Genomic DNA, 25,871 nt, shown 5'->3' with positions numbered 1-25,871 from the left:
CATTAATTCCGTATATCTAATTATTAAGCTTTATAAAAGAGAAAAAGTCAACTACCTATATAAAAAATATAGATAGTCGAACGATTTATTTTAAAAGACGCTTAATCTTGTATAAACGAAGCAAGTGCCTCTAATAACACTTCTTGTGCTCCTACAATTTCTGTTGGCATTGCTTCCCACTTTTTCGAAAGCTCCGTTTCTACTCTTATTCTTAGCTCCGAATCCATTTCTTCTAGCACATATTCTTTCGTCGCTATATCAACATCAAGTAGCGCAAGTGCATATAATTCTGGATCATTTATTTTTTTAAATAATTTTTTCAATATAGCTGGTGCTATATGTTTTAATTTTTCAATATGAATTTCCTTATCCGAAAATAGTAACTCATATTGAATAAACGTAACATTATCTTTAATCACTTTAAAATAGCAATTATTTTTTTTATCATTTACAAAATAACCGTTCGGATCTGCAATAATACTCTCTACTTTACGAATTAAATCCGGCAAACTACTCGCCGCCATAACAGTCCGCTGCTCAACCTCACTTGGCGAAATGAATGTAACGCGATACTTATTCTGCGCCATCCTCCTCATCTCTCCTTTTATAGAAATCTATCGTCACATACTATCCAGAAGGCACTGGTCTACTTTGAAATGATTATCTCATCCCAACGCCTCCATAGCTCTATTCTTACAACTAGCAGCTCGTCTGGATCATAACTGTTTATCCACACCAAACTTCGCTTACCTCTTCTTATACTACCCTAGTAACTCTCCATACCTCTGTCCTTACACACCAGTCGAGGTCCTATTAGGCACTAACCGCTCCAAAACAATGCTGGGTCCTCTCTTCAACCCTAAAAAGAGCTTTTAAGGTCTTTTTAGATCTTTTTAAGAGCTTTTCAACAACTCAATGTTATTGAACCAAAATGCAATCTGCTGATCCGTTATCCCTGATAGTGTAATAAAAAACTCACGGCACTTCATCTCGTCCTTAAACAGTTGATACTTCCATTCTCCTTCGCTACCAACACTTACGAAATAAAACTCATGAATACGGCCAATGATTGATTGCTTTTCACCAAATGAATATGGAGGTACTTGCTTAATTTCAAATTGATCAGGTAAATATATATGCTCTTCTCGTTCCATTTTTAACACTTGCTCAGCAAGTTCACGTTTATTTTCGAAAAAAGGCAATTGTAAAATTCGTTCTTGTCTTGTCGTCATACGAATAAAAAACCCTTTCTACTACATTACAATTTTACTTTATGATATATTATCGAATTAAGTTTACAACTTCATTTAATACTTCATCTGACACTTTAATTACTTTCGCATTTCCTTGGAATCCACGTTGATAAAGCATTAAATCAACAAATTCTACAGATAAATCTACGTTTGAACTTTCTTTTGCTGACCCTCGTACATTACCTGCACCATTCTCACCAGCAACACCTATTCCTGGAATACCCGCTGATGGTGTCGCAACGTAATTTCCATTCCCTGTTTTCATTAATCCACCTGAATTCGGGAATGTAGCTACAGCTAGTTGTCCTACAACTTTCATACTACCATCTGAATATTTCATCATAACGAAACCACCGTCAGAAATAGAATAGTCATTTGCAATTGCAGCTGGGCGCCCTGTTACTTCTGTGGTAGAAATAGTTTTCCCTGTCGGATAATTTGTTAATCCACTTAAATCAAGTGTTAGACCACTACCAAAAGGAATTTGAACAGATCCACCTTTAGTAATTTCGCCAGTTACTGGATCTTTTTGTACAGCCTCATCTGTCTCCTTTAAATTTCCTAATGTATCAAATTTAAGATTTTTTTCGCCCGTCATGCCTTCGACAGGCTTAAATTCTTTTTCGTTTTTAGAATCATTCCTTACAGAAACTGTATATGTATATTCGCCTGGCACTGGCTTTTCAACTTCTTTACCATCTACAGTCTCTTTTGTAGTCTTTTGCTTAATATTTACACGTAACGTTAACGAGTTTCCTTCCGCATCAAAAACCGTGAATTCGTGAGATAATGCATTTTGGTTTCTAGGAAGGTTTCCCCCTATTGTTGCTTTATCTGTTTGAATCCCACCAACAGCTGATCCCATCGGAATATGAATTGGGCTTGGTCGTGAAGAGAAATCTATTTCTTGTGTTCCTGTTTTCACACCATAACCTAGCACATACTGTCCACCTGTAGTTGTAACATAGTTATCTTTCGATACACCGAAAGACCCTTTTCTCGTATACTCTACATTTCCAGCATTACGATCACCAACCAAAAATAAACCGTTTCCTTCTATCGCTGTCTCCATCTTATCACTAGTTAAAGTAATAGAACCATCACTAAAATCTGTAGATGTCCCACTGAACTTTACACCGTTACCAATACTCTTTGGATTCGTACCAGCATAAGCACCATCACCACGTGAACCAACCGTATTATTATATAGCAAATCATCAAAAATAGCTTTTTGCTTTTTGTATCCAACTGTTTGTGCATTTGCAATATTATTTGAAGTAACACTTAATGCATTTTGTGCTGCATTCATCCCTGTAATACTTGTATATAACGCTTTAATCATAACCTTTGTACACTCCTTTTATTAATCTGGCTTAACCTCTTCATTTTTTTCTATATCATCTTTCTTCTCATCTTCCGGATTAGTTTCTGTTATCGGTTTATCAGAAACCCTTTCTATGAAACGAAGTGAGACAACTTGATTATCAACAATAAGTTGCACGTCGTTATTTTCAGCAAGTCGAACTGTTTCTACTTGACCAGTCACTTGCTTTCCGTTATTGCTTACACCTCTAACGTACTTTCCTAAAAACTTCATCCCTCCATCAAGAGCTGTCGAATACATCGTTGATTGCAATTTATCTACTGCTTTCGTCATATTCTGTACTTGCTCCATAAGCGATAGCTGTGCTGTTTGGTTCATCATTTGGTTCATATCCATCGCATTAAACGGGTCTTGATGTTGAAAGCTTGCTAAGAAAAGTTTCAGGAAATCATCTTTATCCATAATACCAGGTGTTTTTTGAGTACTTGCTGATACTCCGTTTGCTTGTTGAGCTGTCGACTGTGCACCAGTAACAGATGCGTTTTTTGTTTGTGCTCCTGCTTGTAACGGAATATGATTTGTACTCGTTGTATTTAATCCAACTGTTGGCACACTTTATTCCTCCAATAATCCCGCAAATTCTTTTGCATGTTGTTTTTCATGTTTCGTACTTGCTAATTTTTGTTTTTGTCTTTGCTCTTGTTCTCGCTGTTCTTTTCGATTTTCATCTTTATCTGAATAGCTAATTTGAATATTGATTTCTTTTTCTTTTAACTTCAATCTCAATTCATCAAAAATAATTTCAACACGTTTTTTCGCATCATGTTTTTCCATTTCTACGTGAACGTCAATTTGATCTCCATGTTTTTTCATAAACACCGTTAATGTACCAAGTTTTTCTGGATTTAACTGAAATAAAACACGCTCTTGTTTCACTACAAATTTTTGCAATGCTTCTACTTGCGCTTCCATTTTCTTTCCTAAGTCAGGTAACGTAACTTTCTCAGCGCTACTATTTAATTTTCCTATTTGATCCGTACCCGTTGCTTTATTTAGTAACTCCGCACCCGTTGAACTCGAATCGTTTAACACATCACCTTCAGGCAACTCTATCTTTACATCATCGCCCTCAGCTTTCGGAAGATCTACATCTAAGCCTTTGGAATCTTCTTGTTTCTTTGCAATATTACAAGTTTCTGTTTCTACAATTTTTAATGCTTGCATCGTTTGCTCTGGCATCTTCATTTTGTCTAATGCCATTTGCATTGTATCTTCTAAACATATAGCATTTTTGATATTCATATTGGAAAGGAGCTCTTGTAACTGTTGTAATTCACCTGCGGGCAATTCATTAAGTTTTACATTTCCATATTCTTTATACAGCTCTTGTATTTTTTGTATGTATTGATATAACAATTCTGGCTGCACACGTAATTGTTCAATTGCAACCATTTGCTCAGATACAGCTAATAACAACTGTTCTGTCTCTTTTTTTTCTTCTTTCTTTACAATTGGCTCTTCTTTCGTTACTGATTGTTTAGAAAGAATATATTCTTTTTTTTCTTCTTTTGGTGCTTCTTCTCGTTTCATTTTCTCCGTTTTCGGCTGCTTTTTATTTTCCATTCTCATCGTAAGATCGAATGAAGAATCTTCACTTTTTGATTGTACTTCTAGCCCTTTTTCTTTTTGCGGAGGTAAACTTTGTTGCACCGGTAATACAGACTGTATCACTATATTCACCTCATCCATTCATACACATTTTCAAATCAAGAAGCATTTTTTCTTCCTGCTTTTCTCGTACTTTTGCAAGCTTTTTACAATCTTCTTGATACATCTCATCAATGACACGTTCTTTTTCTTTTACTTGTTCTAAAAGGCTTTCATTTTTTTGAATAAAATCTTCCGTTTTTTTAATTTTCCGATTCCATTCTTCTATTCTTTCAGGTGAAAACGTATGTGACGAAAGCATACCAGCCATTATACGTTGCCCAGTTTGTACGACTTGACTACGCGATTTTACAACATATAAATCATATTCTTTTTTTTGTTCTATTTTTCTTTTTTCAGCTGTTAATTCATACACTTCTTTCAAAATCTGTTCTTTTTCTTGATTTATTTGCAATTTTATCGTGTCGTACTGCTGCTTATCCACCTGTTTTTATAGCCCCTTCCTATTATAACGCTCTCTTTTTCTATTATATAGTTTTTTTCCAAAAAAATCTGTGAAATATTAAAAAACAAAAAAATAAGACCTCTTGAGCAGAGGTCTTATACTATATGGTGCATCGCTTCAACAATATCATCAAATTGGAAACGATCTGATCGACCTTGTTTTAAAAACGTATTTATACCTTCTACTTTGTTTTTACATTCAAAAATATAAGCATTTTCTGCATTTTCTTGAATCGTCCCTAATTTAAAATACAATTCATTTTCTTTATAAATAGATAAGATTTTTCTCATTTCATTTGCAAGTTGCCAATGAGTTTGCGAAACAATTTCTTCCATAATCCTACTTACTGAATCTAATACTGAAATAGCAGGGTAATGACTAAGTGTTGCAAGCTCACGTTTTAACACAATATGTCCATCTAAAATACCACGTGCTAAATCTGGTACAGGTCCGTTTAAATCATCCCCATCAACGAGTACGGTATATATACCTGTTATGGATCCCTTTTGCGTTTTTCCAGACCGCTCTAACAGCTTCTTCATATAACTCTCCATTAAGAGTGTTTTACCACCAATCGGCAACTCTTTAACAGCAATATCAACACTTCTACGCGCGTCAGCAAAACGAGTAACAGAGTCCATCATAAGTAGTACGTTATTACCTTGATCACGGAAATATTCAGCAATAGATGTCGCAAGCTTCGCTGCACGAAGTTGCATTAGGTGACTTTCATCTGACGTCGCTACAACTACGACGCTTTTTCGCATTCCTTCTTCACCTAATTCTTTTCGAATAAAGTCTTTTACTTCTCGGCCACGTTCTCCTACTAAACTAATAACATTAATGTCAGCTTTTGCGTTTTTCGCAATCATTCCGAGTAAAGTAGATTTACCAACACCAGAGCCTGCAAAAATACCAATCTTTTGACCGATGCCAATTGTTAGCATGGAATCAATAGATTTGATTCCCGTTTCAAATACATCGGTAATTTCTTCACGTTCAAATGCATGAATAGGCGGGGCATCTAGTTTTATTTTTTGTAGTGGAATATTGTCTGCATCCTCATTTAGTACTCCGCCATTTGCACTTAACACTTTTCCGAGTAAATGATTGCCACGAGGTATAACAACATCTTCTTCAATTAGTGTAACTGAATCTCCGTAACATACTTTTTCTGTTTGTTCAAATGGAAGTAACATGTTGTTCTCTTTTTCAATTGCAATTACTTCACATAAGACGCTATGTTCTCCAACGAGACAAACATCACCGATTTTCGCCTTTGGCCCTTTCGCTACAAAAAACTGTTCTTGTACACTATGAACTTTACCGACTTTCGTATAAAACGGCGTTTCAATAAACGTATTCCATTTTTGGTTTTCATTCATTAATAGTCGATTCATACATTTTGCTCCTCAAATAACTTCTCTTCTTCCCATTGCTGGCGAAGTTTCGCAAATATAGGTGCAAATTTAAATTCAAAGAACTCTTTCTCTTCTTCCAGAACAAATTCACCGAACTGTAAGGAGAAATCATATTTCCATTCTACTAATTGTAGCAACCAATACTCTTTCGTATTTTCCTTTTCTTCTTGAATGCGTTCAAAAGTTTCTGGATGTACGGTAATAACTAGTTTTTCAAACGAAGTAGGCAATGTTTGAACGATGCCAGTTAAAATAGGTAACACATCAAGCAATCTAGCATCTACTGCTTGATTCACAATTTTTTCTGCTAGTTGAAAAGATTGATCCCATAATAATTCCATCCATTCGTATGCTGTTTCTTGTTGTTCTTTTTGAAACTGTATATGTGCCGATTCTATCTCTTTCATCTGCTGCTGTACATGTATTTGAAATTGTTCTTGATCATGTAATAACTGCTGACGTTCTCGTTCTAACATTTGTTGTTCTTGTCTTAGTTGATTCAGTTCAGTATGTAATGATTGTTGCTGTGCAAGAAGCTCTTCATGGTCCACCTGTATTTCTTCTTCTACTTGAACTGGTATTGGTTTTGGAAATTGTAATTCATACGTTTCTTCAGAAAAAGAAACAGAATTCTTGGGAATTCTGTTTTTAAATAAGGACATCATCTTCACCTCTTTGAACGATAATTCTTCCTTCCTTCTCTAACTTTTTCACTGTGCCTGTAATCGTTTGCTGTGCCTTTTCAGCATCCGTCATCTTAAGCGGTCCTAAGCCATCTAATTCTTCTAGAATCATCTCTTTACGGTTTGAAGACATACATGTAAATAATTTTTCTTTAATCTCTTCTTTTGCAATTTTAAGTGCTTTCGCAATAACACCGTTATCTGTAATTTCTTCTAATACACGACGAAGTGCAAGATCTTCAAGTCCGAGTAAGTCTTCAAATACAAACATGTTTTCTTTAATTTTCTCAGATAACTCATAATCCATTTCATCCAGCTTTTGAAAGACTGTTTTTTCAACACCTCGTGAAACGTTATTTAAAATGTTTACTATTGTTTTCAAGCCATCTGTTTTATTAATTGCATTAAACGCCATATTATTTAATTTTGATTTTAATAAATCCCCAATTTGATTTATTAATTCACCATCTACTTGCTCTAGCTTCGCAATCCCCATTACCGTTTCTACTCGCTTATGATCTGGTAATCTCTCAATTAATTGAGAAGCAAGCTGCGGTTTAATATAAGAAGCGATAATCGCAATCGTTTGTGGCGATTCATCATTAAGTACAGTAAGAAGTGGTTCTAAATCTGTAAGTGAATTTAAGAATTCAAACGGATTATCTTTGTTATACCAAAGATCTTCCAATAATTTTTCTAGTTCATCTTCTGGCATATTTTTAAATATGCGACGAATATATTCTTTATCTGGAGTCACTAGATTTAATTCTTTTACATTTAATTCATACAAGAACTCCCCTAGTACATTTTCTAACGTTTCCGGTTTATATACACGAAACTTCGCGATTTCACGAAGTAATACTTCTTTTTCCTCAGCCGTCATATATTCAATGACTTTTGCTGCCACCCCTTCTTCTAATGTACGAATAAGGATGGCAGCTTTTTCTTTGGAGGAGATTTCATCTAACATCGTTGTTCCTCCCTTACTGTCCATTTAACCATTTTTTAATTACTTTTGCAGTTCCTTCTACATGTTCTTTCGTAGCATCCTGCACTTGTTCATCTAACGTCGGTTCTTTCGGTTCTTCTGGTTCAGGTTTTGGCTCTGGTACTATTTTTTCTTCAGGAATTTCCATAATACTTTCACTACTTGCAGCAATTTCCTCTTCTGCTAAGTATTCTTCATATTCCTCTTCTTCTTTCTTTCTCTTACGTCTTGCTAAGAAGAACCATACTAGACCACCAATCGCTAATAAACCAGCTGGAATTCCACCGAATAACCACCAGTTTATGCCGCTTTCTTCTGGTTCTTTCTTCTTCTCTTCTTTCGGCTGATCAAACTGAACAGTTACAACGTTAACTTGACCGTTTGTAAAGTTTCCATTCGGATCAGCTTGAAGTCCAGCAGCTGTGCCGATTGCTTCTTTGAAAGTAGTCATATCTATTTTTCTTTTTACTAACGTATCGTTGTCTACCCATACTACAACATTTGTTTTCGTTAATTCTGGGTGTTTCTTAATTGTTTCAACTGTTTTATCTATTTCATAGTTTTCAATTTTGTTGCCATTTTTATTATCATAGACGATTTTACCATTTTGATTATTGTTCGTACCGTAGTTTGGTACTTCGCCGTTCGCTGTAATACCAGCGCCTTGCTTCGTCTCTGCTCCTTCTTGTGCAGTAGAGCTTTCTTCTTGCTCTTGTTTACTACGAAGTACACCTTTATCACCATATTTTTCTGACTGGCGTGTAACTTCATCATAGTTTACAGACACTTTCGTATTCACTTTATATTCATTCGGTTTAAACATCGTCATTAATGTTGCGTCAATATCTTGCTTTAATTTACCTTCAATTTGATGCTGCATCTCTACTTCTTTTTCATAAGAAGAGGAACTACTAGAATGAGCTTCATCTGCCCCTTTTGAGATGACACCTTTTTTGCTATCAATCACACTTACTTCTTCTGCTTTCACACCTGGAACTGCTGCACTAATCATTTGCTGTATACCCGCAACTTGATCAGCAGTTAATAATTGTCCACGCTTCACTCCAACCGTAATCGCAGCTGTTCCTTTTGCTTTTTCTTCATCAAAAATTGTCTCTTTTTCAGGTAATGTAATTTGAACATTCGCCGTTTCAACTGTCGCAAAGTTTCTTACAATATCTTGCTCCAATTGCTTTTTCGTACCGACAATTTGCTTCATTTTTTTATCTTGCTCACTTGAACCGAGCGAGCTTTCTAATAAAATTTCCTCACCGCTTTTAGAATTAAACGGTAAGCCCATCCCATTCATTTCTTTTCGAACCCATGGAGCATCATTTTTTTGCACACGAATCGATCCATCGGCCGCTAACTGATAATCAACACCTAACTTTGATAATTCTGCTGTAATCTCTTGCTTATCTGCATCATTTAAATTTTGATATACAACAACATATTTATCTGGCAAGGTGAAGTATAAAAGTGCTCCTGTTACAATCGCTAAAAGCGCAGCACCGATTACTAACTTATGCCACGTTTTTAACGATTGGATAACATTTTTCATCTTTTCCATTTAAACACACCCGTCCACTTTCCTAAATTTGCATATTAATTAGTGACTTATAATTTTCAATAAGATTATCACGTACGAGAGCAGCCGTTTTCATTTGAGACTCAGCCTTCTTCTGCTGAATTAAAACGTCATGCGTTTCTCCTACCCCTTTAGTTAGTAAATCATATACTGCTGTTTGCGCATTGTTTTGTGTTTGATTCATATCTTCCAATAAATCGATAAACTTTTTCCCCTCAACTACTGATGTTTGAGAAGTTTTCGGTGCACCAATTGACTGAATTGCTCCAAATGGTTGCATATTTAACATTGGTTGGATTTTCATATTACTATATTCCCCCTTATCCTCGGCCAATTTCTAAATCTTTATCAAGCATTTTTTTATTCGCATTCAATACACTTGTATTTGCTTCGTACATTTTTTGGGCAACCATTACATTCGTCATTTCAGCAGTCACATCAATATTTGGATAACGTACATATCCTTCTTCATTTGCATGCGGATGTGTTGGGTCATACACTAAGTTTTCAGTTTTATCTGCTTCAATACTTTTTATTTTTACCCCATTAGTAGGAGACCCATCTAACATATTTGCAAAACTATTGTTTGATTCTAGCACTACACTACGACGCTCATATAAATCTGCCCCCGGAGCCACCGTTGTATTTGCATTTACAATATTATTTGAAGTAACTTCCATCCACTTTCTCGCTGTCGTTAGTCCTGAGCCACTTGCATTAATTGCCTGAAACATCGTTGTCTCTCCTTCTACTTTTAACGTCCGCGTGCCGCTTGGTTAATTGCATATTGTGTATTAATCGCGTTAATTGAAATACCGTATAACTGATTTGCTTTCATTAAATCTAGCATTTCTGTCGTTACATCCACACTATTTCCATCTTTATTCGTTTGCATTGATTTTGTTTGAATCTTTGCATATGTATTTTTCGTATTTACTGTCGGTAAGTGCATTTCATTCGTTTGATATAAATCTGGATTGCTCTTTAAGTCTGCAGTATTGTTCTTATATAATGCACTACTTTTATTCATTTGCTCAGCAAATGTTACATCTTGTGCTTTATAGCCGGGTGTATTCGCATTTGCAATATTACTAGAAACAGTATTTCGTTTCGTCACTAAATAATTCATATAATGGCCTACATCACTCACTAAATCTGGCATATTCCACACCCTTTCTTTTTTAACTTAATGATCCACTGATGGAAGTTTCACTTCATTATTTATTTTCTTATATGCATTTATTAAAATATTAACAATCATGTACCCTTACATATTTTATTCCATTTTTCCATTGTTGTCTTTAGAAAAATACAAAAATATAAAAAAGAATACAAAAAAACTGTATACACGCAATAATCTATGAAACATTTCAATCTATAATCTACAAACTAAAGTTCATTTTTACATTATTTAGATTACTACTATTTTTTCATTACAGTCATAAAATGAAACCTCAATCAGCGGAAGTCTTTATTTAAACAAAGGAATGGATCCCCTCTTAAAAGGGGAATCCGTTTCTAAACTCTAGCACTAAAATTTACCGTAAAATGAATTAGCTTTCATGCGTCCATCATTTGTCATAATCATTTCTTCCAAAATCTTTTGCTTATCTCGAATATGCTGTGCCGCCTTAATAATGAATGGACTTACTTCTGCAGCAACTTGCGCACGCGTTTCCTCATCCAATGTCATCATCCAGCGATTTAACATTTCACTCTTCTCAGCAAACTCTCCATCTGACACTTGCAATTCACCGATTTCATTAAAACAGCCGACAAACGTCCGATAAATATCATTGTTCATTTTCAAGTGCTCCGCGGTAACCGTCTATTAAATCTTGTAACACTTTCACAATCGCATCAATGTCTTTTGCTTCACGTGTTACTTTCATTGTTTGAATTTGAATGCTAATCCAATCATATAAGCCATATAAACTATCATATAAATCTTTCGTAATTTCAGGATTTAATTGAAGCTTTAATTCTTCAAAAATACGTTCTAACTTTTCAAGAAGTGCATCTCCTTCTTGTAGTTTAAAAGCATGTAACAGTTCTTCTAAATTACGAAACTCTACAATGCATCTTTCATAAATAAAAATTGTATTTTTAATTGGATTACTCGTCATAATATCATTTTGCATATAACGTTGCCATGCTTGCATACGATCACTTCCTTACTTTTCATTAATCATCACTTTTTTGTTTTGTCATTGCTTTAATTGTTTTCAGTTGGCTATCAAGCGCCGCCAATGTACTCTCTAGCTTTTGATACTTCTTCACAATTTCATTTTGTTTGTCCAAATTTTGCTTTTCAATATCTTGAATCTTTTTATCTAGATCACTTACACGTGAGTCAATGTTTTTTACTCGTTCTCCAACTACACCTTTATCACCAAATATTTTTTCAAGTGGTTCTTCCATCATTTTCCCTAAACCATTAGATCCAAAGAAAAACTGTTTCGCTGCATCCGGTTTTTCTTTTAACGCTTTCGTTAATGCTTCGTCATTAACTTCCATCGTTCCATCTTGCTTTAATTGAATACCAAATGTGAATAAATAATTACCATCTTGTGAAAATGTTACAACATTGTTCATCGCTTGACGCACACTTTGCATAACGGCTTGACCTTGAAAAGCTCCACCTTTACCAGCAAAAAGATCTACCGTATTCACAGCTTTATTATAATCCGCAACCATCTTCTTAATAACATTCGATGCATCTGTTACGTTTGAGTCACTTACTGTAAATTTTAGGTCTATACCTTTTGTTTTTGGATCTGTTGTTGTACCAGCATCTGGTGTCCCTTCCACTTTTGGCTCAGTTACCTTTAATAATTCAATTTTCACACCTGGAAGAGCTTCAATTGTGTTGGTAGAACTTTCATCTGTGATACCATTAATACTATATTTAGCATTTTGTGCTTCATTAATTGTATTGAGCGCTGTGCCATCCGCATTAGCTAAACCAATATCTTGAAATAGTGTAGATGTGTTCCCCTCAAACTTAATTACTCCATCTGTTCCTTCTTTTTTCGAGGTCATGAAAATTTTATTTCCCAGTGTATAAGCTGATACGCTATAATCTCCATCATTAATCTTATTAATTAAATCTTTATATGTCATATCAGTTGTTACTTTTAGATCTTTACCACCTAGTTTTAACGTTTCATTTCTTGGAAGCTTCGCATTTATATCAGGAATATCATTTGAGGCTATTTGATGACGCTGCGCAAGCTGTGTAATTGTCATATTAAAAGTTCCTGCAATCGCACCACCATCAGCTTTTACATTTATATATCCGTCTTGCGTTGTCGTTACTTTTTTCTCGTTCCCTTTAAAATCCGCTAAGTTTTTAAAAGTCTGTGTGAAAGAGCTAAATTCTGATTTTAAACTTGTATATAATAGTTTATCTTGTGAAAGTTGGTTCTTTTCATTAGCATAAGGCGTCTTTCTCATTTCTAACGCTTGCATTTCTAATTCTACAAAGTTAGATGTATCGATCATATTATTTCCGAGGTTCCATATTTGTTGTCTACCACCGATACCCGTTAATGTTCCTGCCATATTTCTCACTCCTTATTGGATTACATATAATCTAAAATACTCGTTTTACTCATCGTACTAACAGCTTTTAATGTAGCTTCATATGTTGCGTTTATATAAGCTAAATCGGAAATGGCTACCGCTAAATCAACATCTTCGATTTCTTTACGATTTTCTTGAAGCGCTAAATTTTGTTCACTTAAAATTGTTTTAAACGTCTCCATTGTGTTCATTGTCGAACCAACTTCAGTTGTGCGATTAATGATGCCATCTAAGTTTTTCTTATTTTCTCCTAATAATGGCTGTAATGCTTTTTGGTCACCTTTTTGCATCGCTTCACTCATCTGTTTTAACGTTTTTATAACAGGGGATAATAGCGCTTCACCGTTACGAAATGCTTTTAATTCATAACCGTCATTTAGTTGCCAGTTCACATCATTTTGTCCACCTTGATACGTACCATCTTCTGTAAATGGTGGTTTCTCTATACTATCACCACCGAAAATATAACGACCTTGCTCTTTCGTATTCGCTAAATATACAACTTGTTTTAAAATTTGATCAATCTCTGCACCGATGGCTTTCAATTCTTTTTCACCATTTGGCCCATTTAACGCCTGCACCGCTAATTGATCTGCTCTTGTTACAGATTTTAAAACACCTTGTAAAGCAGTTTCAGTTTGTGTTAATACATTTTTCGAATCCGCTATATCTTTTTGCATTTGCTCCATATTCGCCAATGAATGTTGAATCGCAAATGATTTACTTGCTGCAAGGGGATCTTCACTCATAAGAAGGTTTTTCTTCCCTGAAGTTACTTGATTTCGATGGTATTGTTGTTGCACATTTAAATCCATTAACTGATTCTTTGCCCAGCTTGCATTTTGAAATGTAGATACTCTCATTTCTATCTCCTCCTTATATATTTCCAATCAATTACTATCATTTATCGAATAATCGAAAATAGACTATCAAACACTTCATTCATCGTTGTAATAGCTTTAGAGTTTGCGACGAAATATTTTTGGAAGGCCATTAAATTAACCATTTCCTCTTCCATATTAACGCCTTCAATACCCATTTTTTCTTGCTGAATCCCCTCTAATAAATCCACATGAATTTTTTGATAAGCATTCACTGCACTTTTATCAGATGCAACGCCAACTACGAATTGATCTAATGCTTGTTTATAAGAAAGACCTTCTTTATAATTTCCATCTGTAATTGCTGCTAATTTATTTGCTGTTTCAGCTGATATTTTCATTTTCGAAACATCTTTTGCAAATTCAGGGTTTAATTTCATATCTTTCGCTTGATCTCCAACAAAGAACTCTTTCCCCATTACTGTGTTCACTTCATTCTTTACAGAACTCATTAGTTCTTCAAGGTTTTTCTTATAACTAGCAATCTTCGCTTTCGTATCGATCGCTGATTGGATTGCTCCACTCGTTAAAGGAATTTCCGAACCGTAAATTTCAGCAGTCATTGGTTCTTTTTCTTTATTTAATTGAAGTGGATATGTATCTTGTCCATTTACTGTTAAAACACCATTCATTCTAACACTTGCGATATTAGGATTCATAGATTCATAAGACACTTCTATATTTGCATACTTAGACATTTCTGTAATGATACGATCACGTTCATCCAAAAGTTGATTTGGCACTTGTGTACCTGCCTGTCCAATTTTTTTATTCGCTTCCGCTAAACTACCAGCAAGACGATTAAATTCATTGACATGCGCTTCAATATCTTCTGTCGTTTGTGCTTCTGCTGTATCTAAGCTTTTTGCCAAACGATTTACTTGACTTGTAAACTTCCCAGTTTCAGAAATTAATGTATCGTAGTAATTTGGTTGTTCTGGATTTTTTGCAACTTCACGAAAAGCATTAAAGAAGCCATCCATTAAACTAGATAATGAATTTTTTCCTGTCGTTCCAACCATAGATTCTACACGTGATAAAGTCGAATTCATGTAGTTATAGTAAGAGAGTTGAGATAATTGATCGTTAAACTGTTTCGTTTTCACTTCATCTGTAATACGGTCAACGCCTAACGTTTGTACACCGTAACCTATTTTTTGTTCTGGTGAATAGCCCTGACTTGCTCCAGCCGATCCGTAATTCACCATTTGACGCACATAACCAGGCGTATGAATGTTTGATAAATTTTGTTTCGTCGTTTGTAATCCCATTTGTGCCGCTAACAAACCCGATAGCGGCGTATTATAATCAGATAATCTCATAATGCTTCACTTCCCCTTTACAATAGTTCGTTCATAAAGATTTGTGAATTATTGTTTCGCTCTAAATTATATTCAGAAACGGAATCCACAATACTTTCTGTAGTTTTTAATAGTACGTTTAAGTAATATTGATTTTTCAAAAGAATCATTTTTACATTCTCTTCTAATTCAGCTACATTTTTTTGTAATTCTTCCATTTTTTCAATTTCTTCGTTAGAAAAATGCGAAAATAATGCACTTACGCGAAACGGTTCAATTCCCTTTTCTTTACAAAACTGAATAACCATTTCTTCAAACGAGCTTGATAATCCTTTTAAACCATCTATGTACTGCAATTGCTCTACTTGCAATTTTTGAACTGCATTTACATTTTTATGTTTCAAATTCTCATATATTTGTTCTCCAAGCGTTTGAATGTTTTCATATGCTTTTTGAATAATAACGAGCTTTTCATATAATTGTATGTACATATCGTTTCCTTCCCTTTTACAAGACTAAATTTACAATTAAACCGTGGATTTCTCCAATCTGATTTAACATTTCTAAATGTCCCGTTTTCGTATTAATTAAATTCATAACATCTTCTAACTCATTTAATCCCATTTCCGCCTGTTTCACAATCGTCATTTTCTGTGAATAGCCATAACGTGGATGACGCGACATGACATCTTTATATTGCAATACATTATCTACGTAAAAATTCAAAAATGATTTTACTGTATTTTTGTATTCCATTACATTATCAAGCGTTAATTCCATTTCAATTTTCTCTTTAATTTCTCCAATGTTATCGACAAATGCTTCCATTTGTTCTAACAATTTATCTTTTTTTGGATCCGCATGCAAATTATCCGAAAATGCAAGTCCTGTCCTGACATTTGCTTCTTTCGGCATTTGAGTAGCAGGCGGTATATGCGATAAAATTGGATTATGCGAGATCGAACGCAGCATATATATCACCTATTTATTTTTTTATTTCTTCCTAAACTTAATCGTAAAATCCAGTTATTTATAATTATACTCTGAACACTAATATTTTGCAGTTATTTTTTATAAAAGATATGTTACAATTTAGCATGAGGTGGCACAAATCTATGAATATTTTTCTTTGTGGTTCAAATCAATTAACAGCATTAGATCAGGAAGAAATAAAAAAATTTTTAACTGACTATGCTCACAAACATAAAATTTACATATTATGTTATAAATCTATTGAAAATGAGATTCTTCGTTTTTTCATCGAAAACGAAAGACTCGCTCAAAATTTATGCCTTTACACGCTACAGCCGTTACAAGCATTAACAGATGAATTTCAAGAGGTCGTTGATTACTTAAAAAAACACGGAGCTGAGTATGTCGCTTTTAATCATCCTTCCGACTCCATTTACCGATCAGATTATATGTTTTTTGTAAAACAAATAATCGAAGATACTGATTTAGTTCTCTGTTTTTATAATGGGGACAAACATACATCTGTCATTCCCGTTGACGTTGCAAAAGAAGCAGGAATTGATGCTGTTATTTATGATTTACCAGGTTTACATGAAAAACAAATGAAAAAAAACTTTGAACAAAAAATCCGTATGATGTAAAGGGGGAGGCACAATATCGTTATTGTGCCTATTATAAATATGATAATTGAACAAGATTATGAGCATTTTATCGCGAGTTTTAAACAACAATTCAATATGGATATAGCTTCATATAAACAAGATAGAATGCGTCGTAGAATCGATGCTTTTATTTCGAGAAAGGGCTTTGTGAACTACACTAGTTTTCTAAGCAATTTACGTACCAATCAAAATTTATTTTTAAGTTTTATCGACTATATTACAATTAACGTTTCAGAGTTTTTTAGAAATAAAGAACGTTGGCAAACGTTAGAGACGAAAGCACTACCAAAATTACTCGAGCAAAATAACGGAAAATTAAAAGTATGGAGTGCCGCTTGCGCTGCCGGCGAAGAACCCTATACACTCTCTTTAATTTTATCGAAACATTTAGCTCCATTTCGTTTTGAAATACAAGCAACAGATCTTGATTTTCACATTTTAGAAACTGCAAAACGCGGTCAATATACAGAACGTTCTTTAAAAGAATTACCTGCCGATTTAAAAGAGCGTCATTTCACAAAAGAGAATGATATATATTCATTACACCAAAACATTAAGCAAAACGTCACGTTCAAGCAGCATGACCTGTTAATGCAGTCGTTCGATACAAATTACGATTTAATCATTTGTCGCAACGTAATGATATACTTTACTGAAGAAGCAAGGGTAAAACTTTATGAAAAGTTTAGTCGTGCTTTACGAAAAGGCGGCGTATTATTTGTTGGTAGTACTGAACAAATTTTAACACCTGAATGTTATAATCTTCAGCGCTTCGATACATTCTTCTACGAAAAAATATAAAAGAGGTCGTCACAATGTAAAGTGACGACCTTTTTATATAACTCGAATTAAAATAATAGCAACAATCCATACAAAGAGAAAAAGAAACGTCATAGACCATTTATGTTCTTGCATCTTATGTTTCAAAGCCTGTGATAATTGTGTCATATTCATTTCTGCAAGTGCTCTCCATACGCTTACATCCCGCTCTTTAGCAGTGCGATCTGTAACGCTAATTAAAATGGTTTCGTTAGACAATTTCGTTATATAAGCAGTAATAACCGTTACCATTAAATTTATATTTCCTTCTGAAGAATCACTTTCCACTCTAGAAATGAGTGCACTTACATCTAATAATGGAATATGTACCTTTCTACCAAATGATAGCTGTACTTCAGCAAAATCATACGTCCCATCTAACAAAGGAAGTTCTTTTATATGCGCTTGCTTAACAAGTCCTTGCAAGCTTCTCATTACTTGTTCAAATATTTTATCTGTTTGCTTTCCTTCTCCAGATAATGTATGTAACTTTTTAAAGAGTTGTAATACTGTATCCATCTCTTTAGAAAGCATTTCCTTCATAACCTTTCCATCACCTAAACTCGCAAGTAAAATCCCTATTTCATTATTTTTCGAAATAATCTTAGACTGTCCAGTAAACACTAGATTACTATGCTTTCGTTCTTTCTGGATTTCATGTTCTGAAATAGCTGCAGGCTGTTTTAATGGTTGTAGCGTCTTATTTTCAATTGTCGTACGTTTAATCTCCATCTAAGCGCCTCCACTACTATGAAATTATTAGCCCCATTCTTTATTACTTTTTAAAACTAGAAAGAGTACGAATAAACCAGACATAATAGCAAATACATTAGAAGCTTGTATTCCCTCGTCACTTTTAGCTTCTTTCTTATCTTCTGGCTCTTCTTTTTTCTCTTTCTTTTTCGAAATGACTTGATTGTTATTATCTTTATCTTTTTGAGCCTTCGCTTTATTTACTTCTTTGTTGTCTGTGAGGGGCTCTTTTATAACATAAGTAATTTTTTCTTTCTCTTTCAATGGTTCTTTTATAAGATCGTTTACTTTCTCTTCTTTTTTCGGAATTTGAACAACTGGTGGTTTTTCTTCCTGAAGCGGGATTTCTACTTTCGGGTCTTCCTGCTTCTCAGTTTCTTTCTTATCTTCTAATTTATCCTCTAATTTATCTTCATTCTCTCGTTCTTCTACCTTTTTATCCTCTTCTGTTTTTTGCTCCAAAACAGAAACGACATACTCACTTGCTTCAATCAGTTTATTTCCAACCGCATCTACTACCTCTACAAGTAGTTCGTATGTCCCACTTGGCAACGCATCCGTTATTTCAAATACTTTTTGCCATTCCATGTCGCGCTTATTGTAATCTAATAAAAATGTAATCTCTTTATTTTCTTTTCCTTTTAATGTAACACGAACTTCTTTCACAACCGATTCTACGTCTGTTGCCTTCACTCGTACATGTATAGAATCGCCTTGTTTCCGTTCAATTACGTTTCCCTTCGTCTCATCAATCGTAACTTTATGTAACTTCGGTAACTCTTTATCTAGCGTTGGTACTTCATTATTTATACGAATAAGAGGGACTTTCACTTCATTTTCTAAGAGCTCTTCTTTCTCATTTTCTTTTAAACTTTGAATGAGCTGAAGGTTCCAATCACCTTGCAAATCAAAAATCTCGACCTTGTAGTTAGCAATCCATCGCTTCGTTTCCTCTTCATACTTAAACGATAGCATTCTTTCTTGTTCATACTGATCGCCGTTTTTTGGCAAACGCAAAATACCTTTTATACTTTGAACATTTTGCTCTTTCGGCTCTACAATAACCTGCACTTCTTCGCCAACTTTTAATTCCGGCTTATTTACTGTAATAACCCCTTGATCCGTCTCTATCTTTTTTTCGACCTCTTGTTCATTTTTTGCTTCTTGTTGTTCCTCTTTACCATGATTCACTTCCACTTGCTCTGGTTGCTCTTGAACATCCTTATTTTCTTCTTGCACATTCACTTCATTTATATTTTGTTCTGGCACATTTTGCTCTTCCGCCTTACTTTGCAGCGGGAAGAGCAAGCACACATGTATGCATAACCAGCTCATTAGAAAAAACTTTACGTTTTTCATCTACTAGCTCAAACTCCTATTTCAACGACTTATAGCGATTTCGTCACTTTTACTCCGAAAAATCCATCTACATTTACAAGTTCACCATACGCCACCAATACATCATTTACATAAATACGAATTGGTTCGTCAATATCTTCATCTAGCACAATCGCTTCATTCTCTTGTAAACTTAAAATATCTTGAATTGTTTTCACTGTGCTTCCAAATACAAATTTCACGTTCATTTCTACATTTTGTAGGATGGATGTGTCCATGTAAACTGGTTCAATTTGTTTTACTTCTTTAAATTCAATAGGTTGCACAACAGGTTCTACAACTTTTTCTTCTTCAATTTCTTCCGTAACAATCTCTTCTTCCTCTTCCACCATTGGATATAGAAGTCTTCTTACCATTTCTTTCGCTTCTGAAATCGGTAAAATTTGATACATTTTTGATTGAAGCAGGTCGCCAATTTCAAGGTTGAACGTAATTTGAACGAGTTCGTCCACTTCCATTGACTCTCCCAAATATTCCATTTCTTCTTTTAAGGTTACAAATTTAACATTCGGTGGTGTCATGTCCATTTTTTCTTGAAACATTTCTGACATCGCCGTTGCAGCATGCCCCATCATTTGGTTCATGATTTCTTTAATACCGCTCAGTTCTAATTCACTAAGTTCTTTCTCTGGATCAACTTCCCCTGTCCCCATCATCATTAAATCTACCATTGTTAAAGCGACATCTTTCGTAAATACGAATACATTCTCATTCTTTAGTCCTTCAACAAAATCAACATTTAAAATAACAAACGGGACTGGTACTCCATCATAATGACGAACATTGATTGATTCTACATTGGGCGTACTAATTGTAACTGGCTGATTTAAAAGTGTTGACAATACTGTTGAAGCGGAACCAATTGAAATATTTGCAATTTCACCAAGGACATCTTTCTCTTCTTGTGTTAAATGTTCTTTTTCAACTTGTTCTTCTACAATCTCAGTTTCCGCTACTTCTGCTGGCTCGTCTTGCTCTTCTACTTCACCAGATAATTGCATTAATTTATTTATCATTTGTTTCGCATGTTCAACTGAAACAATTTGCACAAGTTTAGAGTTTACAAGATTATCTATCTTTAAATCAAACGATACTTTAACAATCGTTTGATTCCCATCGATTTCAGAGATTTTCTCCATTTCTTCTGATAACTTTACAACTTTAATTGTCGGCGGAGACATATCTACTGTATCTTGGAAGAATTCAGACATAGATGTAGCTGCGAACCCCATCATTTGATTCATCGCTTCTTGTACAGCACTTAGCTCTAATTCACCAAGTTCTTTTCCGTCCTCCACTTCACCTGTTCCCATCATCATTAAATCAGCAATGGATAATGCAACATCTTGCTTAAGGACAAGAAGGTTTTCCATATCTAATCCTTTTGTAAAATGAATGTTTAGTACAACGTGTGGAACTTCGACGTCGCTTGAATCATATAAATCTACCAATTCGATGCGAGGAGCAGTAATGCTTACTTGCCTATTTAAGATTGTTGATAATACAGTCGAAGCTGAACCAAATGATATATTTGCAATTTCGCCAAGAATATCGCATTCTTGAGGCGTTAAATGCTCATTTTCTTTTTCTAGCACAATTGTGCTCGTATCCCCTTTTGTGTGTTGCTCAGGCATTTTCTCTGCCTCCTCATTTCTGTTTTTCTATCAAATGATATAAACTCTCATTTTATTTTAACAAACTTATTATATAAAACGTTAATATGTATTTATTCCCATTTTCAGATTAGTAACAATTAACCAAAAAGCTCCCCAATTGTATACAAGTGGGGAGCTTTCCTTCATTCCTATTATAAACCTTCTGGGTTTAAAATGAGGACCACTCGTCCATCACCGAGAATCGTCGCACCAGAGAAATAATTAGAACTCTCTGCAAAGAAGTCACCTAATGACTTTAGGACTATTTCTCTTTGACCGATAATTGTGTTTACAATAAGTCCATAGCTGCGATGTGTATTACGAACAATTAACACAGGAACCATTTGACCATCATATGACGCAAACGCCTCATCTACTGTTTTCTCACCAAATACAGTACTTAAATGCTTCACTTCAATAATTTGATTACGGTAATTTAACACATCTTTTCCTTGTAAGGATTGGATGTCTTCTCTCTTAATCCGAATTGCTTCAACAATATTACCAAGAGGGAAAGCATAACGTTTATCATTCGTTTGAACAAGCATAGATTGAATAATGGACAACGTTAATGGCAGTTCAATTCTAAATGTACTACCTTTTCCTTCTTCAGAATCAATAATTAAATGTCCACCTAAACTATGGATCGTATGTTTCACTACATCTAACCCAACACCACGCCCAGAAAGGTCTGATACAACTTCAGCTGTACTAAATCCTGGTTGGAAGATCAAATCAAATACTTCACGATCCGTTAATTTATTTGCCTCAGATTCTGTTACAACACCATTTTTAATCGCTTTTTCTAATACTTTCCCTTTATGAATTCCATTTCCATCATCCGTAATTTGAATTACGACATGATTTCCACTATGGAACGCTTCTAATTTAATCGTACCTGTCTCATTTTTACCTGCATCACGACGTTGTTCAACAGTCTCAACACCGTGATCAATTGCATTACGAATTAAATGAACGAGTGGATCACCGATTTCATCAATAACAATTTTATCAACTTCGGTGTCTTCACCTGTAATTTGTAAATCGATTTTCTTCCCTAAATCTTTCGCTAACATACGTACCATACGCGGGAAACGATTAAAGACTGTTTCAATCGGCACCATACGCATGTTTAGTAGTACATTTTGAATATCTTTTGAAATATCGCCTAATCGATTTAAATGCTCAATTAATTCCTTGTTTTGAATTGCTTGTGCCAATTCATCTATACGGCCACGCTCAATTACACTTTCTTCAAACATGTTCATTAATCTTTCAATTTTTTCTAATTGAACACGTATGGAACGATTTTCCACTTTACCATTTTTCGTTTTTGCAGTGCTTTTAGCTGGTGTAGCATTAGCAGCTTGCTTCGATACTTCTTTAGTTGGTTCCACATGCGTAGCTACTTGTACATCTTCCTGCATAGCTTCTTGTGTACCCAATTCTTTCGAGACTACTTCTTTTAGTCCTTGCTTCACTTCTACTTTCTCAATTTCAGAAACATGAAGCACTATTTGTTTTAATTCTTCTTCACTTTGATCAGTATCCATAAATACCGTGAACTCAAACCCGAAAGCATCTGCTTCAATTTCCTCAATACTTGGAACAGTTTTTTGTACATTACCTACATTTTGAAGTGCTTCGATACACATAATTGCACGTACTGCTTTTAAAATAGCTTGTTGCTCAACAGTTATATGCACTTCATGTGAAACTGCATCATCATTATTTATAGGTTCTTGCTCAATATATTCCACAGGAGTTTCTACATTGCCATTCAATAATGCTTCTAATTTCTGCTTAGTTGTAATTACATCAATATTGCCCATTCCACCTTGTTGCACATCTGCAACCATCTTCTCTAAATTATCAATGCACTCAAAAATCACATCAATAATCTCTGCATTTACAACTATATTCCCATGACGAATTTCATCTAAAACGTTTTCCATTTTATGCGTTAAATCCGCCATTTCCGTAAATTCCATACTCGCTGACATACCTTTAAATGTATGGGCTGAGCGGAATATTTCTCCCACAACATCCATATCAGTGGGATTTTGTTCTAAAGTTAGCACATTTTCATTTAGCGATTGTAAATGTTCTTCTGATTCCTCAAAAAATATATTTAATAGATCTGTTTGCATTTTAATCCCCTACCTGTCTAACAAACATTTCATTTATGTATAACAATTTAGTGTTTTAAAACAAGAAAAAAGGGGGCCACACGCATATCCGCTATCAATGTTTAGACTCCTTGTGGCACCCCTTCTATATTAGCTGTTTGCTACTTTTGTTAAAGCTTCGATTACGCGATCTGCTTGGAATGGCTTTACAATAAAGTCTTTTGCCCCACCCTTAATTGCATCTAATACCATACCTTGTTGTCCCATTGCAGAACAAATAACAACTTTTGCACTTGAATCAATTTTAATAATTTCTTTTAATGCTTCAAGTCCGTCCATTTCTGGCATAGTAATATCTAATGTAACAATATCAGGTTGAAGTTCTTTATACTTTTGAATTGCCTCTACTCCATTTTCCGCTTCTCCAATTACTTCAAATTCAGAATTACTTTTTAATAAGTTTTTAATCATCGTTCGCATGAACATCGCATCGTCTACAACTAAAATTTTATGTGCCATTCTTTTTGATTCTCTCCTTCTATGTATAAGTATATCTTAATATTTAACCTTATCATTCTCACTCATTATACAAAATAAAATGATAAAATTTAATATTTTTTTAAAAGAATTTTCGTATTTTTATTATTTATTATCAAAATAACAATATACTATTCTTTTATATAAATGACAACGCGACGGTTTTTTTCCCAATTTTGCGGTGAATCATTTGGTACTACTGGCTTGGTATCTGCATATCCTACCGCAGCTAGCCTTTTATCATCCACATTATACACTTCAATTAAGTGATGAATCATATTTGCCGCTCGTGCAGAAGATAATTCCCAGTTTGAAGGGAATTTGTCGTTATGAATAGGTCTACTGTCTGTATGTCCTTCTACAACAATGGGATTTGGTACCGATTGGAAAAATCCAACTAATTGGCTTATTATCTCTTTCGCCTCCGGTTTAACGTTCGCATCACCCGTATCGAATATTAAATTATCTACTATAACGACACTTACCCCTGTGTCCTCTCGATATACATTCACTTGACTAATACCGTTATTATCTACATATGCTTTTAACTTCTTATATAATTCATCCATTCTTTTTTTCGAGATCATTTTTTCATCATTTTTTTCATGTGAAATATCTGGTATTGTATTTTCCATTACTTTTGCATCTACTTGCTCCGTATCACTAAACTTTTCAAGCATCTTTGACAATTTTACTGCATCCTGCTTTGAAGTAGCAACTAGTAATACAAAGAAAGTTAATAATAACATCGTTAAATCTGTAAAAGTCGTCATCCAACGAGGCGATCCCTTTTGCGGTCGTTTCATCATAACCATACCACTCCTTGCAATATTAGGCTGCTCGTTTTACTTTTTTTATCTTTGTTTCGTATACGTATGTATCTAGTTTTAACTTTAATTTAGAAGGAATTTGTCCGCGATACAATTCTGAAATTGCTTCAATAACGAACTTCTTCTCTGTATATAAATCTTCAATACCACGATACACTTTTTCAGCAAGAGGGATTGCAATCATATTTGCAAGTACTGACCCATACAATGTCGTTAACATCGCAACTGCCATCCCTGTACCAATTTGCGATGTGTCTTGTAAGTTTTGAAGCATAATGATAAGACCGATTAAAGTCCCTATCATGCCCCAAGCTGGAGCGAAATCGCCAATTTTATCTAATAATACTGCCCCTTTTCTTAATTCATACACTTCCGTTTCAACATCTTTCATTAACACTTCTTTTAATTCATCTTCATCGTAACCACTTAACATTAATCGAATTCCTTTTTGAATAAAAGGATTGTCTACTTGCTCTCCATCAACTTCTAAAGAAAGCAGGCCGTTTTTTTTAGACTTTTTTGAAAAATCGACAAACAAATCCGTTAACTGTTCTAAATCTTCTTCTTTTCTATGTAAAACAGTAAAAATACTTTTCGTATATTTTTTTATTTCTCCAAATCGATATGCCACAACAATTGTCGCTGTTGTTCCCCCTATAACAATTAAAATAGATGAAACATCTAAAAAGTTTTTAAAAGCTTTTATTCCACCGCCGCCAAGCATAATTGCTGCTATTACAATAGCAAAACCTACTATTATGCCCACTGGGCTAGAAATATCAAACTTCCTTTTTTTTCTTTCTGGTCTAGCAAACACTTGATTTTCGTCTCCCATATTCCTGCCCTTCCTTTTCATTTTTATAAAACATTTTTTTATTTTAATAATGCGTTTTCACATATAATAAGTATTATACGCTTA

At 34.4% G+C, this 25,871-nt stretch carries 29 protein-coding genes; 2 read left to right on the top strand and 27 right to left on the bottom strand.

Annotated elements, in window-relative coordinates; genetic code table 11:
* Window positions 1-101: 101 nt before the first annotated feature.
* The 20 genes from AAG068_RS08355 to AAG068_RS08260 form a co-directional block, all read right to left on the bottom strand.
* Window positions 102-587 (bottom strand): LysR family transcriptional regulator, encoded by a 486-nt coding sequence (locus AAG068_RS08355; protein WP_342718897.1) that lies wholly within the window; start codon window positions 585-587, stop codon window positions 102-104.
* 306 nt (window positions 588-893) lie between these two features.
* A complete protein-coding gene (locus AAG068_RS08350) occupies window positions 894-1,232 on the bottom strand; it encodes a DUF3964 family protein (protein WP_000213336.1) in 339 nt (112 codons plus the stop codon).
* A 49-nt stretch (window positions 1,233-1,281) separates the two neighbouring features.
* Window positions 1,282-2,595 carry a flagellar hook protein FlgE gene (gene flgE, locus AAG068_RS08345; protein WP_342718896.1) on the bottom strand — a complete coding sequence of 438 codons (1,314 nt, stop codon included), beginning with the start codon at window positions 2,593-2,595 and terminating at the stop codon, window positions 1,282-1,284.
* Between the two features lie 21 nt (window positions 2,596-2,616).
* A complete protein-coding gene (locus AAG068_RS08340; RefSeq protein ID WP_001143481.1) occupies window positions 2,617-3,189 on the bottom strand; it encodes a flagellar hook assembly protein FlgD in 573 nt (190 codons plus the stop codon).
* Between the two features lie 3 nt (window positions 3,190-3,192).
* A complete protein-coding gene (locus tag AAG068_RS08335) occupies window positions 3,193-4,308 on the bottom strand; it encodes a flagellar hook-length control protein FliK (RefSeq protein ID WP_342718895.1) in 1,116 nt (371 codons plus the stop codon).
* Between the two features lie 10 nt (window positions 4,309-4,318).
* Window positions 4,319-4,729, bottom strand: coding sequence for a cytoplasmic protein (locus AAG068_RS08330; RefSeq protein WP_342718894.1), 411 nt, complete (start codon window positions 4,727-4,729; stop codon window positions 4,319-4,321).
* Between the two features lie 116 nt (window positions 4,730-4,845).
* Window positions 4,846-6,150, bottom strand: coding sequence for a flagellar protein export ATPase FliI (gene fliI, locus AAG068_RS08325; RefSeq protein ID WP_342718893.1), 1,305 nt, complete (start codon window positions 6,148-6,150; stop codon window positions 4,846-4,848).
* Complete coding sequence (locus AAG068_RS08320; protein ID WP_342718892.1) at window positions 6,147-6,833, bottom strand: FliH/SctL family protein; 687 nt, start codon at window positions 6,831-6,833, stop codon at window positions 6,147-6,149. Before AAG068_RS08320 ends, fliI begins: the two co-directional genes overlap by 4 nt.
* Complete coding sequence (locus AAG068_RS08315; protein WP_000883361.1) at window positions 6,820-7,824, bottom strand: flagellar motor switch protein FliG; 1,005 nt, start codon at window positions 7,822-7,824, stop codon at window positions 6,820-6,822. Before AAG068_RS08315 ends, AAG068_RS08320 begins: the two co-directional genes overlap by 14 nt.
* Before the next feature lie 13 nt (window positions 7,825-7,837).
* On the bottom strand, window positions 7,838-9,412 hold the full coding sequence (locus AAG068_RS08310) for a flagellar M-ring protein FliF C-terminal domain-containing protein (protein ID WP_199677570.1): 1,575 nt from the start codon (window positions 9,410-9,412) through the stop codon (window positions 7,838-7,840).
* A gap of 22 nt (window positions 9,413-9,434) precedes the next feature.
* Window positions 9,435-9,734, bottom strand: a complete 300-nt coding sequence (gene fliE / locus AAG068_RS08305) for a flagellar hook-basal body complex protein FliE (protein WP_070805665.1) — start codon at window positions 9,732-9,734, stop codon at window positions 9,435-9,437.
* 16 nt (window positions 9,735-9,750) lie between these two features.
* Entirely contained in the window at window positions 9,751-10,164 is a 414-nt protein-coding gene (flgC, locus tag AAG068_RS08300) for a flagellar basal body rod protein FlgC (protein WP_342718890.1), read from the bottom strand.
* Between the two features lie 20 nt (window positions 10,165-10,184).
* Window positions 10,185-10,592, bottom strand: coding sequence for a flagellar basal body rod protein FlgB (gene flgB, locus AAG068_RS08295; RefSeq protein WP_342718889.1), 408 nt, complete (start codon window positions 10,590-10,592; stop codon window positions 10,185-10,187).
* Window positions 10,593-10,961: 369 nt separating this feature from the next.
* Window positions 10,962-11,234: a hypothetical protein gene (locus AAG068_RS08290; RefSeq protein ID WP_001058080.1), complete on the bottom strand. Its 273-nt coding sequence runs from the start codon at window positions 11,232-11,234 to the stop codon at window positions 10,962-10,964.
* Window positions 11,224-11,592 carry a flagellar export chaperone FliS gene (gene fliS / locus AAG068_RS08285; protein ID WP_001149509.1) on the bottom strand — a complete coding sequence of 123 codons (369 nt, stop codon included), beginning with the start codon at window positions 11,590-11,592 and terminating at the stop codon, window positions 11,224-11,226. The genes AAG068_RS08290 and fliS overlap by 11 nt, the downstream gene beginning before the upstream one ends.
* A 22-nt stretch (window positions 11,593-11,614) precedes the next feature.
* Window positions 11,615-12,994 carry a flagellar hook-associated protein 2 gene (locus tag AAG068_RS08280; RefSeq protein ID WP_342718888.1) on the bottom strand — a complete coding sequence of 460 codons (1,380 nt, stop codon included), beginning with the start codon at window positions 12,992-12,994 and terminating at the stop codon, window positions 11,615-11,617.
* Between the two features lie 20 nt (window positions 12,995-13,014).
* Window positions 13,015-13,878 carry a flagellar hook-associated protein 3 gene (locus AAG068_RS08275; protein WP_342718887.1) on the bottom strand — a complete coding sequence of 288 codons (864 nt, stop codon included), beginning with the start codon at window positions 13,876-13,878 and terminating at the stop codon, window positions 13,015-13,017.
* 41 nt (window positions 13,879-13,919) lie between these two features.
* The gene (gene flgK / locus AAG068_RS08270; RefSeq protein ID WP_001239680.1) at window positions 13,920-15,218 is read right to left on the bottom strand and encodes a flagellar hook-associated protein FlgK; all 1,299 of its coding nucleotides are present in this window, start codon (window positions 15,216-15,218) and stop codon (window positions 13,920-13,922) included.
* Window positions 15,219-15,235: 17 nt separating this feature from the next.
* Window positions 15,236-15,688, bottom strand: coding sequence for a hypothetical protein (locus AAG068_RS08265; RefSeq protein ID WP_000275896.1), 453 nt, complete (start codon window positions 15,686-15,688; stop codon window positions 15,236-15,238).
* Between the two features lie 16 nt (window positions 15,689-15,704).
* Window positions 15,705-16,169: a YaaR family protein gene (locus AAG068_RS08260; protein WP_000946323.1), complete on the bottom strand. Its 465-nt coding sequence runs from the start codon at window positions 16,167-16,169 to the stop codon at window positions 15,705-15,707.
* Window positions 16,170-16,312: 143 nt separating this feature from the next.
* Here AAG068_RS08260 and AAG068_RS08255 point away from each other — a divergent pair, with 143 nt between their 5' ends.
* Both AAG068_RS08255 and cheR read left to right on the top strand, forming a co-directional pair.
* The gene (locus AAG068_RS08255) at window positions 16,313-16,810 is read left to right on the top strand and encodes a flagellar motor switch protein FliG (protein WP_166688534.1); all 498 of its coding nucleotides are present in this window, start codon (window positions 16,313-16,315) and stop codon (window positions 16,808-16,810) included.
* Between the two features lie 39 nt (window positions 16,811-16,849).
* Complete coding sequence (cheR, locus tag AAG068_RS08250; protein WP_342718886.1) at window positions 16,850-17,632, top strand: protein-glutamate O-methyltransferase CheR; 783 nt, start codon at window positions 16,850-16,852, stop codon at window positions 17,630-17,632.
* A gap of 33 nt (window positions 17,633-17,665) precedes the next feature.
* Here the strand turns inward: cheR and AAG068_RS08245 are convergent, their stop codons facing one another.
* From AAG068_RS08245 to AAG068_RS08215, 7 genes are all read right to left on the bottom strand, one after another.
* A complete protein-coding gene (locus AAG068_RS08245) occupies window positions 17,666-18,382 on the bottom strand; it encodes a hypothetical protein (protein WP_342718885.1) in 717 nt (238 codons plus the stop codon).
* Window positions 18,383-18,409: 27 nt separating this feature from the next.
* Window positions 18,410-19,762 (bottom strand): transglycosylase, encoded by a 1,353-nt coding sequence (locus AAG068_RS08240; protein WP_342718884.1) that lies wholly within the window; start codon window positions 19,760-19,762, stop codon window positions 18,410-18,412.
* A gap of 29 nt (window positions 19,763-19,791) precedes the next feature.
* Window positions 19,792-21,435, bottom strand: coding sequence for a flagellar motor switch protein (locus tag AAG068_RS08235; RefSeq protein WP_342718883.1), 1,644 nt, complete (start codon window positions 21,433-21,435; stop codon window positions 19,792-19,794).
* A gap of 173 nt (window positions 21,436-21,608) precedes the next feature.
* Entirely contained in the window at window positions 21,609-23,606 is a 1,998-nt protein-coding gene (locus AAG068_RS08230) for a chemotaxis protein CheA (protein ID WP_342718882.1), read from the bottom strand.
* 129 nt (window positions 23,607-23,735) lie between these two features.
* Window positions 23,736-24,104, bottom strand: coding sequence for a response regulator (locus tag AAG068_RS08225; RefSeq protein WP_000940576.1), 369 nt, complete (start codon window positions 24,102-24,104; stop codon window positions 23,736-23,738).
* A gap of 149 nt (window positions 24,105-24,253) precedes the next feature.
* Window positions 24,254-24,931, bottom strand: coding sequence for an OmpA family protein (locus tag AAG068_RS08220; protein ID WP_000977942.1), 678 nt, complete (start codon window positions 24,929-24,931; stop codon window positions 24,254-24,256).
* Window positions 24,932-24,953: 22 nt separating this feature from the next.
* The gene (locus AAG068_RS08215) at window positions 24,954-25,787 is read right to left on the bottom strand and encodes a flagellar motor protein MotP (RefSeq protein ID WP_342718881.1); all 834 of its coding nucleotides are present in this window, start codon (window positions 25,785-25,787) and stop codon (window positions 24,954-24,956) included.
* Between the last annotated feature and the right edge of the window lie 84 nt (window positions 25,788-25,871).

The organism is Bacillus paramycoides (assembly GCF_038971285.1).
Taxonomy (GTDB): Bacteria; Bacillota; Bacilli; order Bacillales; family Bacillaceae_G; genus Bacillus_A.
Note: the sequence above shows the minus strand (reverse complement) of the source record. Positions and strands in the feature narration are given on the sequence as shown.

Coding starts and splice junctions, on each gene's coding strand:
- AAG068_RS08355 (WP_342718897.1), bottom strand. CDS start 587: ATGGCGCAGAATAAGTATCGCGTTACATTCATTTCGCCAAGTGAGGTT.
- AAG068_RS08350 (WP_000213336.1), bottom strand. CDS start 1,232: ATGACGACAAGACAAGAACGAATTTTACAATTGCCTTTTTTCGAAAAT.
- flgE (WP_342718896.1), bottom strand. CDS start 2,595: ATGATTAAAGCGTTATATACAAGTATTACAGGGATGAATGCAGCACAA.
- fliI (WP_342718893.1), bottom strand. CDS start 6,150: ATGAATCGACTATTAATGAATGAAAACCAAAAATGGAATACGTTTATT.
- AAG068_RS08320 (WP_342718892.1), bottom strand. CDS start 6,833: ATGTCCTTATTTAAAAACAGAATTCCCAAGAATTCTGTTTCTTTTTCT.
- AAG068_RS08315 (WP_000883361.1), bottom strand. CDS start 7,824: ATGTTAGATGAAATCTCCTCCAAAGAAAAAGCTGCCATCCTTATTCGT.
- AAG068_RS08310 (WP_199677570.1), bottom strand. CDS start 9,412: ATGGAAAAGATGAAAAATGTTATCCAATCGTTAAAAACGTGGCATAAG.
- fliE (WP_070805665.1), bottom strand. CDS start 9,734: ATGAAAATCCAACCAATGTTAAATATGCAACCATTTGGAGCAATTCAG.
- flgC (WP_342718890.1), bottom strand. CDS start 10,164: ATGTTTCAGGCAATTAATGCAAGTGGCTCAGGACTAACGACAGCGAGA.
- flgB (WP_342718889.1), bottom strand. CDS start 10,592: ATGCCAGATTTAGTGAGTGATGTAGGCCATTATATGAATTATTTAGTG.
- AAG068_RS08290 (WP_001058080.1), bottom strand. CDS start 11,234: ATGAACAATGATATTTATCGGACGTTTGTCGGCTGTTTTAATGAAATC.
- fliS (WP_001149509.1), bottom strand. CDS start 11,592: ATGCAAGCATGGCAACGTTATATGCAAAATGATATTATGACGAGTAAT.
- AAG068_RS08280 (WP_342718888.1), bottom strand. CDS start 12,994: ATGGCAGGAACATTAACGGGTATCGGTGGTAGACAACAAATATGGAAC.
- AAG068_RS08275 (WP_342718887.1), bottom strand. CDS start 13,878: ATGAGAGTATCTACATTTCAAAATGCAAGCTGGGCAAAGAATCAGTTA.
- flgK (WP_001239680.1), bottom strand. CDS start 15,218: ATGAGATTATCTGATTATAATACGCCGCTATCGGGTTTGTTAGCGGCA.
- AAG068_RS08265 (WP_000275896.1), bottom strand. CDS start 15,688: ATGTACATACAATTATATGAAAAGCTCGTTATTATTCAAAAAGCATAT.
- AAG068_RS08260 (WP_000946323.1), bottom strand. CDS start 16,169: ATGCTGCGTTCGATCTCGCATAATCCAATTTTATCGCATATACCGCCT.
- AAG068_RS08255 (WP_166688534.1), top strand. CDS start 16,313: ATGAATATTTTTCTTTGTGGTTCAAATCAATTAACAGCATTAGATCAG.
- cheR (WP_342718886.1), top strand. CDS start 16,850: ATGATAATTGAACAAGATTATGAGCATTTTATCGCGAGTTTTAAACAA.
- AAG068_RS08245 (WP_342718885.1), bottom strand. CDS start 18,382: ATGGAGATTAAACGTACGACAATTGAAAATAAGACGCTACAACCATTA.
- AAG068_RS08240 (WP_342718884.1), bottom strand. CDS start 19,762: ATGAAAAACGTAAAGTTTTTTCTAATGAGCTGGTTATGCATACATGTG.
- AAG068_RS08235 (WP_342718883.1), bottom strand. CDS start 21,435: ATGCCTGAGCAACACACAAAAGGGGATACGAGCACAATTGTGCTAGAA.
- AAG068_RS08230 (WP_342718882.1), bottom strand. CDS start 23,606: ATGCAAACAGATCTATTAAATATATTTTTTGAGGAATCAGAAGAACAT.
- AAG068_RS08225 (WP_000940576.1), bottom strand. CDS start 24,104: ATGGCACATAAAATTTTAGTTGTAGACGATGCGATGTTCATGCGAACG.
- AAG068_RS08220 (WP_000977942.1), bottom strand. CDS start 24,931: ATGATGAAACGACCGCAAAAGGGATCGCCTCGTTGGATGACGACTTTT.
- AAG068_RS08215 (WP_342718881.1), bottom strand. CDS start 25,787: ATGGGAGACGAAAATCAAGTGTTTGCTAGACCAGAAAGAAAAAAAAGG.